Source organism: Flavobacterium cellulosilyticum (assembly GCF_004349355.1).
Lineage (GTDB): Bacteria > Bacteroidota > Bacteroidia > Flavobacteriales > Flavobacteriaceae > Flavobacterium > Flavobacterium cellulosilyticum.
Window position 1 is genome coordinate 49,525 of sequence record NZ_SMFK01000010.1, and the last position, 13,090, is coordinate 62,614.

Consider the following 13,090-nt stretch of genomic DNA (forward strand, 5'->3'; position numbering starts at 1 on the left):
CTGTACGGTTTTCAGTTGCAATAAAGTCACTAAAAAAATATACAATAATTGCCAATTCTTATTTAAAAAAAACATAATGATGAGTACAAATCAAACCTCATTTGTTGATGATAAAATCGACATTAAAGATAAAGCTGTTTCAATGGATTTAATAACTGTTGAAGGAGAACAATTTTATAAAATAACCAACAGCGACAGTATGCGTCCCTTTTTTATGAGCATAGTAAGTGACTCTAATCATTGGATGTTTATTTCTAGTAATGGTGGACTTTCTGCGGGTAGAAAGAATGCGGAATTTGCATTATTCCCTTATTATACGGATGATAAAATAAACGAATTTGCAGATATTACGGGTAGTAAATCAATTTTTCAAATTCGATTTGATCAGAAAGAATTGGTTTGGGAACCTTTTACAGAACGGTTTAATGAAAACTATAACCTCACCAGAAATTTATATAAAAATGTGTTCGGGAACAAAGTCATTTTTGAAGAAATTCATAACGATTTACAACTCACCTTTAGATACCAATGGAGTTCCACTAATCTTTTTGGATTTGAAAAGAAATCTGAAATTATAAATGACTCTAATAAACCATATTCCATTACAGTATTAGATGGGATTCAAAATATTATGCCTCATGGTGTAAGTAGTGATTTGCAAAATAGCACCAGCAACCTTGTTGATGGTTATAAAAGAAATGAATTGCATATAGCAAGTGGCTTAGGGATTTTTGCACTTAGCGCCATAATTGTTGATAAAGCGGAACCAAGCGAAGCACTTAAAGCCAATGTTGTTTGGTCTTTAGGTATCAAAAATCCAACTTATTTGCTGTCATCAATACAGCTGCCTGCTTTTAGAAATGGACAAAAAGTAACTCAGGAAACCGATGTGAGAGGAGAAAAAGGAGCCTATTTTATTTCTAATAATTTATTTTTGCCGCCAAATACTTCAAGTGATTGGAAAATTATTGCCAATGTAAATCAAAATCAATCCCAAGTTATAGCGTTGTGTGACTCAATAATACTTGATAAAACTTTAGAAAATAAACTTTTTAGAGATATTGAATTAGGTAAACAAAAGCTTATCGCACTTAATGCAAATGCCGATGGTTTGCAGTTTACAGCAGATAAAAGAAAAGATACCCGTCATTTTTCAAATGTACTTTTCAACATCATGCGTGGTGGAATTTTTGACAATAATTATCAAATAGAAAAGAAAGACTTTACTTCCTATTTATTGCATGCCAATAAAGAAGTGTGTCAAAAAAATCAATCCTTTATTGCAAATCTTCAAGAAATAGTATCCTTTTCTGATTTGCAAGAGTTACTTGCTAAAGAAGAAGACGCAGACTTAATACGTCTAGTTGCCGAATATTTACCACTCAAATTCAGTCGTAGACATGGAGATCCAAGTCGACCATGGAATAAATTTTCGATTAACACAGTTAGTGAAATTGATGGTTCTAAAATTTTAGATTATCAAGGAAACTGGAGGGATATTTTTCAAAACTGGGAAACTTTAGTGTATTCCTATCCACAGTTTATTGAAGGAATGATTTTTAAATTTTTGAATGCCACTACTTTTGACGGATACAATCCGTATCGCGTTACCAAAGGAGGTTTCGATTGGGAAACGATAGAGCCGGATAATGAATGGTCTTACATAGGTTATTGGGGCGATCATCAAATTATTTATTTGTTGAAATTCCTTGAGTTTATCGAAAAATACAATCCAGGGAAATTAAATTCATATTTCGAAAAAGAATGTTTTGTTTATGCAGCAGTGCCTTATGTTATCAAGCCATTCGAACAGATTCTTCAAAATCCAAAAGATACTATTGAATTTGATCATGAATGGGACGCGAAAATTAACGAGAGAAAAAATGAAATTGGAGCAGACGGTGCATTACTTAAAAGCAATGATGAAGCCATTTACCATGTCAATTTTATCGAAAAAATAGTAGCTACGGTTTTAGCCAAAATGTCCAACTTTATTCCCGAAGGAGGAATATGGATGAACACCCAACGTCCAGAATGGAATGATGCCAACAACGCCTTGGTAGGAAATGGAGTTTCGATGGTGACGCTTTATTATTTAAGACGATTCTTGAAGTTTTTCCAACAAATTTTGGATAATTCCGACTTAGAAACCATCAAAATTTCTAACGAAATGGTAGAATTCTATCATGAAGTGAGAGAGTGTTTGGTAGAAAATCAGCATTTGTTATCGGGTAAAATAGACGATCATTCCCGAAGAATGATATTAGACCGCTTAGGAAAAGCCGCTTCGGATTATCGTTTTCAAGTTTACAATAGCGGTTTTTGGGGCAAGAAAAGAACCCATTCAATGGCTGGGTTGAAAACTTTTACTAAGGTGTCTTTGGATTTTATCGATCATTCTATAAGAGCCAATCAGAGGGAAGATAAATTGTATCATGCCTATAATTTAATGTCTATCGAAAAAGACGCTGTTGTTGTTTCTCATCTTTCAGAAATGTTAGAAGGACAAGTTTCCGTATTGTGTTCAGGAGTAATTTCTCCAAAAGATTCATTACAGATTTTAGATGCTTTACGTGCAAGTGCTTTATACAGACCCGACCAAAACAGTTATATTTTATATCCAAATAAAGAGCTGCCTAAGTTTTTAGAAAAAAACAATGTACCAAAAGAGAAAGTACAGCAGTCTGATTTACTTAATAAATTGCTCGAAGATTCAAATTATAGTATTGTTGATCGGGATGTAAAGGGTGGGTATCATTTTAACGGTAATTTTCATAATGCCAATGATTTAAGAGCTGCTTTAAAACAATTAAAAAACGAAGTGGTTTATAGCGCCTTAGTAGAAAAAGATTCAACAAGCATTTTGCAACTTTTCGAAGAAGTCTTTAACCATAAATCATTCACAGGAAGGTCAGGGACATTTTTTGCATATGAAGGATTGGGATCCATTTATTGGCACATGGTTTCTAAACTGCATTTGGCAGTACAAGAAATTTGCCTTAAAGCAGTAAATAGCAAAGAAGATCAAGAGGTTGTTAATGCTTTAATAGCACATTATGAAGAAATAGGAAAAGGAATAGGTGTTCATAAAGCACCAGAGGTTTATGGTGCTTTTCCAACCGATCCTTATTCTCATACACCACAACATCGTGGAGCACAACAACCAGGAATGACGGGTCAGGTAAAAGAAGATGTTTTAATTAGAATAAGTGAATTAGGAGTGGTTTTATCAAATGGAAAACTCCAATTTAAACCCACACTTTTGAATAGAAATGAATTTTTAAATCAAAATCAAGATGTTGAATTTATAGCAGTTGATGGATTGAAAAATACAATTTCATTAGCCAAAAACAGTCTGGCATTCACCTATTGTCAAGTTCCTGTAATTTATAAAATTGCTTCCGAAAATAAGTTAATAGTGAATTATAAAAATGGTGAAATTGATGTTGTTGATTCATTTGAATTAAACACTATTCAAAGTAAGAAAATATTTAATCGAACAGGCGAAATAGTGCAGATAACAATTTCGATCACTGAAGCTAGCTTGAGATAAAAAAAAAACATATTGCAAAATAATAGTATTAAATAATTAAAAACCCTTTAACTATGTCAAATATAACAACAACAATCCCAAAAGAATCGGTTCCTATGGGTCAAAAAATCGCATTTGGTTTGGGCATGTTGGCCAATCAAATGTTTCCTGCAGCTCTTGGTATTTTCATGGTTGTATTGGTGCAAAATCTAGGTTTTCCTGCTTGGATGTGGGGTGTTTTGTTTTTTCTACCAAGAATATTTGATGCTTTCTTTGATCCGATTATGGGATTTATTACTGATAACACCCGATCTATTTGGGGAAGGAGGAGAAGTTATGTTTTTATTGGGTCAATCATTATGGGGCTTTCGTTTGTTGTGATGTGGCAATTGTATCGAGAAAATGGGTTGGATTATAATTTTATATTCTTCCTTTTATGTTCGTTTGTGTTTTATTTTGGATTATCTGTTTTTAGCGTGCCGTTTGTGGCAATGGGCTATGAGATGAGTGATGATTTTCACGAACGCACCAATATTATGGCCATTTCACAATGGATCGGGCAGTGGGCTTGGGTAATTGCGCCCTGGTTTTGGGTGGTTATGTACGATCCAAAATGGTTCCCTAGTGCAGATATTGCCACGAGAACATTAGCAGTTTGGGTAGGTATTTCGTGTATGATTTTGGCAATGATTCCTGCAATCTTTATTAAAAGTAAGTCAACCAAAAATGATGACAATTTAAGACCATTAACCTTTAAAACTATTGGAGGTAGTTTAAATGAAATTCTAAACAGTTTCAAAGAAGCCTTTAGAAGTAAACCTTTTAGAAAACTTTGTATTGCCACTTTCTTGATTTTTAATGCTTTTAATACCGTAGCTGCTTTTTCGTTTTTTATTGTGGTTTATTATCTTTTTGATGGAAGTACTGCTGCAGCAGGGATTTGGCCAACACTTTTTGGTTGTGTGGGCGCTTTGGCAACTACTTTTATAGTAATACCTATTGTGGCATGGATCTCTAGAAAAACGGGTAAAAAGAATGCCTTTTTAATCTGTCAAGGAATTTCTATTATCGGGTATATTATGCTTTGGTTCCTCTTTATTCCTGGAAAACCATATATGTTTTTGTTTGCTTTGCCATTTTTCTCCTTTGGAATCGGAAGTTTGTTTACGCTGATGATGTCTATGACAGCTGATGTTTGCGATTTAGATGAGTTGACTTCGGGTAAAAGAAGAGAAGGGATTTTTGGAGCTATTTACTGGTGGATGGTAAAGTTTGGTTTTGCTATTGCAGGATTATTAACTGGTGTCATTATGACAATAGTAGGGTTTAATGCAGATGCAGTAAACCAACCAGATGGAGCAGTAACAGGATTGAGACTGTTTTATTCGGGAATCCCTATTCTAGGTACATTGATAGCCATGTGGGTCATGAGGAATTATGATTTGACAGAAGAAAAAGCAAGAGAAATAAAAAAACAATTAGACTCGAGAAAAGTCGAATTATAAAATGATAGTAATGAAAAATCACAACACCTATAAAATTATATTTTTTCTACTTTGTCAATTTTGTTTTGCCCAAGTAGATGTGGTTTATAATGATTTAGTCTGGTCAGATGAGTTTGATACAAACGGTGCTGTCGATGCCAACAATTGGTTTCATCAAACTCAATTGCCAGCTGGCGGAAGTTGGTTTAATGGAGAGCAACAACATTATACGAATCAACAAACAAACTCTTTTGTAGATTCAGGGAATTTAAATATTGTTGCAAAAAAAGAAAGTTATACCAATCAAAGTGTGACAAAACAATATACATCTGCTCGATTAAACTCAAAATTTGCTTTTAAATACGGACGTATAGATGTTCGGGCAAAAGTTCCAATTGAAACAGGTACTTGGCCTGCCATTTGGATGTTAGGTAAAAATGTAAATGAAGATGGGGGCTATTTTGATGCAACTTATGGGACTTCAAATTGGCCGGCTTGTGGAGAGATTGATATAATGGAACACGGAATTACAAGGTCACATCCAGTTAATTATATCCAAAGTGCCATGCATACACCTTCTTCCTATGGGAGTACATCAAACATAGGTGGCATGATTGCGAACTCTAATATTGATTCGAACTATCATATTTATTCGATGAATTGGTCGCCAAACCAAATTTCATTTCTACTGGATAATGTTGTCTATTATACCTATAACCCCTCCGTTAAGGATGCGAATACTTGGCCATTTGATAAAGAACAATATCTTTTATTGAATATCGCGATGGGAGGTGTTGCAGGAACAATAGCTTCTAATTTTACAGCAACTTCCATGGTAATTGATTATGTGCGAGTATATCAAAATACGACTCCAGATACTAAAGCTCCATCCAGTTTTACAGCTTCGGTTGGAGCAATAACGGGAAATTCGGTTGAATTAGCAATGAATGCTACAGATAATTCGGGAACGGTGACCTATACGGTTAATTATGGTTCTGAAACGATTTCGACATTTAGTGCATCGGGTATTCAAAAATCAATAGTGATATATGGATTATCTCCAAATACGAACTATACTTTTAATGTTTCAGCAACTGATGCTTCAGGTAATGTTGCACTAAATAATCCAATTGTACTTCCCGCAAAAACCACCGAGGACACGACAACAAAATGTTCTGGTACAGCTACACAAGCTTCTCAAAACTCTTTCTCTACAGGCTACAACTATTCATTTGAAACCATTGGAACAGATGTGAAAATTACGTTCGAACTATTAGACAATGATAAAACAGGTGTGGTGGCCTATTTATGGGAACAATCTCCTTTTTCCGAATCACAAATGACGAATGTTTCAGGGAAAATATTCACGAAAACAATTTCTGGTCAAACTGTTGGTTCGACAATTAATTATGCGGTTAAGTTTGCTTACGCCAATGGATTGTCTGTAACTAAATATTTTTCTTATGTTGTAGGAAGTAGTTGTTCATTGGGAATCGAAACTTCCGCTGAGTTGAAGCAATATTATTATCCGAATCCAGTTGAAAACTCCTTGCATTTGAAGTTTTTAGACGGACAAAACCGAATTGTTTTAATGGATTTGTTAGGCCGAAAAATTCTTGATGAGGTTGTGAAATCGTCCCATATTTTGAATATGGGTAATTTTAAATCTGGTGTTTACCTATTGAAAGTAACCAATTCTCATGGAGTCCAAAACTTGAAAATCATAAAAAAATAGAAATAATCCGATCTAAATTTCTTCTTTAACGGTACTTTATTCCCGATTAAATACTCATTAAAAAACCAGTGAGATTTTCTTTTTTATTGAGCTCAAGTTTTTTTCTTAATCTATATCGTGCTAATTCAACACCCCCAGTTGATATATTCATGATTTCTGCAATTTCTTTTGTTGACATATTCATTAATAAATAGGTCGATAAATCTAATTCTCTTGGAGATATTGTTGGGTATTTGTCTTTCAATCTTTTTAAAAAATCAAAATGAACATTTTTGATGTGTTTTTCTAAATCCTTCCAGCTATGATCCGCATTAACTTCTTTGATAATGCTTTTGTTTATTTTTGTAAATTGAAATTTAGTAGATTCATCAAAAGAGTTGGTATCAATATCTTTAATCTTTTGAATAATGCCGTTGAGTATTTTGTTTTTCTTTACAACTTGTAGCGAATTGGTAACCAATTCCTTGTCTTTGACAAGAATTTGAGTTTTAAGCTTTTCGTTTTGAAGTTTTTCTATCTTTTTTTCCAATTCTAATTGTTCTTGCCTGATTTTGGATTCTTTTTCTAAATACAGTCTTCTTTGTTCAATTTTTTCGTAGTATTTGTTTTTTCTGATTTTTGCTTTTATCCTTACTTGAGTATAATAAACCATTAATGCTATAATGAGGGCATAACAGATAAACGCCAAAATGTGTCTATACCAAGGGGGAGAAATTGTAAAAGCAACAGATGCTGCATCAGACTGTATCCCATAACTGTTCTTGGCCTTAACTTTCATGACATAGTTGCCTTCTCTTAAATTAGTATATTCTTTTGTCGAAGTAGGCGACCAGTTACTCCATTTGTCATCAAAACCAGAGAGTTTGTATGAAAACTTAATGTTCTCTATATTTTCATAGGTTGGAGTAGAAAATCTAAATTTTTCATTATTTGATTTGTACGGGATTTTTATTTTTTCAGCATTATTTGCGTTATTCCCAAATTGAACGGTGTCATTTATAAACGAAAAACTTCTAATAAAAGCTTTAGGTTTAGAAATGTATTCATTTTTCGATTTTGAATTATAATGGATCAAACCGTCAGTAAGTCCTATAAATATATTTTCGGGATCTATAGTGTTTATTGATAGTTTGTTGTAAACAAGCTGTTGTGTTAGATTAAAGAAGGGTGCAATGGTATTAGTATATCCGCCTTCTTCGTTTTTCATTAATACATTTAATGATTCTTTGTTGACATACCAAATATTACCAATCCCATCCTCATAAATTGTGTTCGTTTTGGGTATATTTTTGAATAATTGATTGACAATAGTATCTTTATAGAATTGTTTTTTAGTCTCTGAATATTCGTAAAAATGATTGTTGGTTTGAAAATAAATTGAGTTTCTGATTTTTTGTATACTAGTAATTCCTTGGTCAGTTTTAGAAAGTTTATTGTGAATTTTAATGGATTTAAATTTTACAAGAGATTTGTCAAGTAGGAATTGATAGATATGTTCGTCTTTTTTGACCCAAATAGAATGGTTGTCAATTTCAAAATCTCCTACAGATCTGGTATATCCTTTTATTTTACTTACATATTCCCAACGATTTGATTTTTTTTCAAACAATGAAAAGCCACTATAATTGGAACCAATCATAAAATTTGGTCGGTTTGGAATTTTTTTAAATATCCAATAACCTAAATTGTCTAATGTTTTTTGAGATTTTCCTCCCTCTATTATCATTGCCCCTCGGTTATGAGAACAAATTAATTCTTCGTCAATAACTTGTATGTTCCAGGCTTGCCCAGTTGTTCCTTCGACTAATTTAAATTCACTTTCTTTAAAGGGAATATCCCATGCATGGTAAAACACTCCTTGGTTTGTTGCAACGTATAGATTGCCTTTGAAAATAACAGAAGCATATACGGAGCTTAAGCCATAGGTCGAGCCAAAATAGGAGAAAGGTGAATTTTCATTAATAAACGCGATTCCGTTATCAAGTCCAAGCCAAAGATTCTTTTTGTTATCGACATAGGATGTGAGTATCGTATTATTTTGCAGTCCTTTTTTTTGATTAATATGTTGAATTATTTTTCCTTCTTGATCGCAAATAATGATTCCATTTAAAACAGAATTTAATGCAATGTTTTTTTTATTAATTGCTACGCCTCCTAAACCACTATTCTTTTTTATGAAAGTATTTGCATCGGTATTCCAAGCAGTTAATTTGTTGTTGCTATAAATAAATAATCCTTTGTCTAGTGTCGAAATCAAAAGTTTGTTCTCTGGCAAGGCAAACATTCCCCATACTTCGGTACTGTTTAATGTACGGGTATCATCAAGTATATGTAGCTTTCCTTCATTGTATTCGATTAGTCCTTTTGCAATGTCTTGAAAATAGATTTTATTTTCTACCTGAAATGAAAATTGAAAACGAGAGAAAGGATTAATAATCTTTATTTTATTGTTTTTGTACACATACGCTTTCTCAAAACCCTGAAAAATAACTTCGCCGTTGTAGATGTGAATTTTCCAAATAATGTCATTCACTTTGTTTTTATTGAGTAAGAATTTAGCAAGGGAGTGATACACTAACTTCCCCTTTGAATTGGCTAAGAAATAACCAAATTCTTGATACCCACTTACAAATATTTTTCCAGATTTGTCAACTTTTACATCTCTAACAACGGTAGGAAATGGAAATGTATAATTGTTCCACCCAGAGCCATCAAATTGAAATAAGCCATTATTATTTGCAAAATATAAATTTCCATTGGCGTCTTGGTCAATATTCCAATTTTGAGTTCCCCCATTATAATCGGTTTGTTTATAGTTTCTAATTTCTGGTAATCCAATTTTTTTTACCTGAGAATTCGCGTAATAACTACCTATAAAAAGCAAAAAACAGCTAAGGATTTGTCGTGTTAATGATTTCATAAATTTTTTTTAATAAAAGAGATAACTTAAAAATATTTGTTAAATATAGTTTAACAAATTACAATTATATAAATGTAGTGTTCTTTTTTGATGGGTAAATGATCTATGTAAAAAATAAAAATAGTTAAAATGTTTAAAATAAACACATTAAAACTTACATGATGGGTTTTTGTAATTTTAATAAAAAGTCTTTGATGAGTTTTTGTATAGTATAATAATTATCAATAATGAAATTATATCTTTAATATTGCAAGTAATTACTAATTTAATTAACCAAAAATTCAGAAAAATGAAATTAACAAAATCGTTTATTTTTTGTTTATTGTCTGTTCTATTCTCAGTTTATGCACAAGCGCAAGATGTTGTCATAAACGGAAAAGTCATTGACCAGAGCGGATTACCCATTCCAGGAGCTACCATTTTAATAAATGGAACTACTAACTCTACAATAACAGATTTGGATGGGAATTATCAAATAAAGGCTGCTTCTAGCGGTACTTTAGTGTTTAGTTATGTTGGATACACTTCGGCTCAGGAAGCTATTAAAGGTAGAAAACGTATTGAGGTAAAATTAAAACCTTCAACTGAAGCTCTTGAGGAGGTAGTAGTTGTAGGTTACGGAACTCAAAAGAAAAGTGTCAATACTGGAGCTATTTCTAGTGTTAAAGCAAAAGATTTAGAAAAAATTCCTAATGGTCGTATTGAACAAGCCTTACAAGGTAGAGTTTCTGGGGTTATGGTATCTGCTCAGTCAGGTCAACCTGGAGCAGCTTCTACTGTAAGGGTTAGGGGAATTACTACTTTTGATACTTATGGAGGTAACAATCCGCTTTGGGTTGTAGATGGTGTAATCATAGATTCTGGCGGAATTGGTTTTGTAAATCAATCTGATATCGAATCGATGGAGGTACTTAAAGATGCTGCTTCCTTAGCTATTTATGGAGCGCGTGCTGCATCAGGAGTTATAATTGTTACCACAAAAAAAGGTAAATCGGGTAAATTTAGTATCAGTTATACTGGATTTACAGGTGTTTCTGCTCCTGAAAAAACCCTTAAATTACTTAACGCCACTCAATATGGTGCAATTATGAATGAAAAAGCGGGTGCTGCGGGCCAGGCTATTCCTTATACAAACTTGAGTGCTTTAGGTACGGGAACCGATTGGCAAAAAGAAATTTTCAGTAATGACGCCATGCGTACCAGTCACGAATTAAGTTTGAGTGGTGGTAATGAAGTTTCTACGTTTTTTGCTTCATTTGGTATTTCGGATCAACAAGGTATTGTTTCAAAAGAAATATCCAATTTTGGTAAAAAGAATATCCGTTTGAACTCTACTCACAAATTGTCTAAAATGTTTACTGTTGGTCAAACCTTTGGCTTTACACATCAAAAAGGAGTAGGATTAGGGAATACTAATAGTGAATTTGGAGGTCCTTTGAGTTCTGCAATCAACCTTGATCCAACAACACCTTTGGTTGTTACTGATCCTATTGCAGCAAATGCGGCTATTTATGCCAATAATCCTGATGCATTTAGAGATGCTAATGGAAATCCTTACGGAATATCTTCTGTTGTAGGACAAGAAATGACTAATCCTGTAGCTTATGTTAAAACAAGATTAGGGAATTACAATTGGTCTGACGACTTTGTAGGTAATGCTTACTTAGAGTTTTCGCCTATTAAGGATTTAAAATTCAGATCTACTGTTGGCTTGAAAAGAGCTTTTTGGGGTGATGAATCGTTTACACCACAATATTTCTTAAGTTCAACTGTTAAAGCCACACAAAACAGTTTGAGCAGAAATACCAATCAAACTTATGCTTGGAATGTTGAAAATACCGCTTCCTATTCAAAAACTTTAGGGGATCACAATTTTACTTTGTTATTAGGTCAAGGGGCTTATGCTGATAATAACACTACTGGGACCTATGTTTTGTATCAAGATATTCCAACGAATAACTACCAAGAGGCTTCATTCAATTTTTCTATTCCTAATGCTAAGAAATTAGGTACTTCATATACTTCACAGCAACATAGGGTGACGTCATTATTTAGTCGTTTGAATTATGATTATAAAGAAAAATATTTGTTAACAGGTATAATTCGTCGTGATGGTTCAACCAATTTTGGTGGAAATAATAAGTATGGATTTTTTCCTTCATTTTCTACGGGTTGGGTTGTTTCTAAAGAAGGTTTCTGGAAAGATAACGATGTCGTAAACACTTTGAAATTTAGAGCAGGTTACGGAGTAACGGGTAATGATGCCATTGCGGCAAATGGGTATTTAGCTCTTATTGGAGGTGGAAGAAATTATACTTTCGGTAGTACTGGTTCAGTGGTCACTACAGGATACAGTCCTGATGCCCCAGCAAACCCAGACTTAAAATGGGAAGAAACTTCACAATTGAACATTGGTTTTGATGCTAAAATATTTAATGATTTTAATTTAACAGTCGAATATTACGATAAGAAAACAACAGGAATTTTACAGTATGTTGATTTACCAGGATATTTAGGAGCCAATGGAAGTCCGTTAGGAAACGTTGCTAATATGGGTAATAAAGGAGTTGAATTTGAATTGGGTTACCGTAAAAATTTCGGAAAATTAAATTTTTCTGCCAATGCGAATGCATCCTATCTTAAAAATGAAGTTACTTATTTAGGACAAGGAAAAAGTTTTATTGATGGTAATGCAACATTTCAATCAATGGAGGGTAGTGTAACTAGAACTCTTGTAGGACAGTCTTACAACTCTTTTTATGGATATAAAACTGCTGGAGTATTCCAAAACCTTGCAGAAGTTAATGCCTATAAAAATACTGCTGGTGCATTAATTCAGCCAAATGCGTTACCGGGTGATTTCCGTTGGACAGATACTAATGGTGATGGAGCTATTACAGATAATGACAAACAAATCTTAGGCAGCCCTCTTCCAAAATATACTTTTGGTTTCACTATTAATTTAGAATATAAAGGTTTCGATTTTATGGCTTTTGCTCAAGGAGCAGCTGGGAATCAAATCTTTCAAGGACTACGTCGATTAGATATTTTGAATGCCAATTACCAAGTAAAAGCCTTAAGTCGTTGGACGGGTGAAGGAACTTCTAATGATTATCCTAGACTCACAAATTCAGATGGAAATGGAAACTTTTCGAAAATGTCTGATTTCTATTTAGAAAACGGAGATTATTTGCGTCTAAAAGTGGTTTCTTTTGGTTATTCTTTACCAGAAAATTTAATCACTAAAATTAAAGCTTCAAAAGTAAGGCTCTTTGTTACAGCTGAAAATTTACTGACATTGACCAAGTACACAGGATATGATCCTGAAATTGGAGGTAATGTTTTTGGAATAGATAAGGGGTACTATCCTCAAGCAAGAACTTTTATGGTAGGAGCTAATGTTCAATTTTAATTTTAAA

General features: G+C 33.2%; 5 protein-coding genes. 4 read left to right on the forward strand and 1 reads right to left on the reverse strand.

Annotated elements, in window-relative coordinates; genetic code table 11:
• Nucleotides 1-79 precede the first annotated feature (79 nt).
• From E0F76_RS13660 to E0F76_RS13670, 3 genes are read left to right on the forward strand one after another with little or no spacing between them, the layout of a single operon-like run.
• Entirely contained in the window at nt 80-3,553 is a 3,474-nt protein-coding gene (locus E0F76_RS13660; protein WP_132007346.1) for a hypothetical protein, read from the forward strand.
• Nucleotides 3,554-3,606: 53 nt separating this feature from the next.
• Nucleotides 3,607-5,037 carry an MFS transporter gene (locus E0F76_RS13665; RefSeq protein ID WP_220398926.1) on the forward strand — a complete coding sequence of 477 codons (1,431 nt, stop codon included), beginning with the start codon at nt 3,607-3,609 and terminating at the stop codon, nt 5,035-5,037.
• Between the two features lie 10 nt (nt 5,038-5,047).
• Nucleotides 5,048-6,751 (forward strand): family 16 glycosylhydrolase, encoded by a 1,704-nt coding sequence (locus E0F76_RS13670; protein ID WP_246022066.1) that lies wholly within the window; start codon nt 5,048-5,050, stop codon nt 6,749-6,751.
• Between the two features lie 46 nt (nt 6,752-6,797).
• Here the strand turns inward: E0F76_RS13670 and E0F76_RS13675 are convergent, their stop codons facing one another.
• A complete protein-coding gene (locus tag E0F76_RS13675; protein ID WP_132007118.1) occupies nt 6,798-9,671 on the reverse strand; it encodes a triple tyrosine motif-containing protein in 2,874 nt (957 codons plus the stop codon).
• Between the two features lie 289 nt (nt 9,672-9,960).
• On the opposite strand from E0F76_RS13675, the gene E0F76_RS13680 reads away from it, so the two are divergent.
• The gene (locus E0F76_RS13680; RefSeq protein WP_132007121.1) at nt 9,961-13,083 is read left to right on the forward strand and encodes a SusC/RagA family TonB-linked outer membrane protein; all 3,123 of its coding nucleotides are present in this window, start codon (nt 9,961-9,963) and stop codon (nt 13,081-13,083) included.
• Nucleotides 13,084-13,090: the final 7 nt, after the last annotated feature.

Bases quoted from the DNA above. Each gene is read 5' to 3' on its own strand.
- E0F76_RS13660 (WP_132007346.1), top strand. From the start codon at position 80: ATGAGTACAAATCAAACCTCATTTGTTGATGATAAAATCGACATTAAA.
- E0F76_RS13665 (WP_220398926.1), top strand. From the start codon at position 3,607: ATGTCAAATATAACAACAACAATCCCAAAAGAATCGGTTCCTATGGGT.
- E0F76_RS13675 (WP_132007118.1), bottom strand. From the start codon at position 9,671: ATGAAATCATTAACACGACAAATCCTTAGCTGTTTTTTGCTTTTTATA.
- E0F76_RS13680 (WP_132007121.1), top strand. From the start codon at position 9,961: ATGAAATTAACAAAATCGTTTATTTTTTGTTTATTGTCTGTTCTATTC.
- E0F76_RS13670 (WP_246022066.1), top strand. From the start codon at position 5,048: ATGAAAAATCACAACACCTATAAAATTATATTTTTTCTACTTTGTCAA.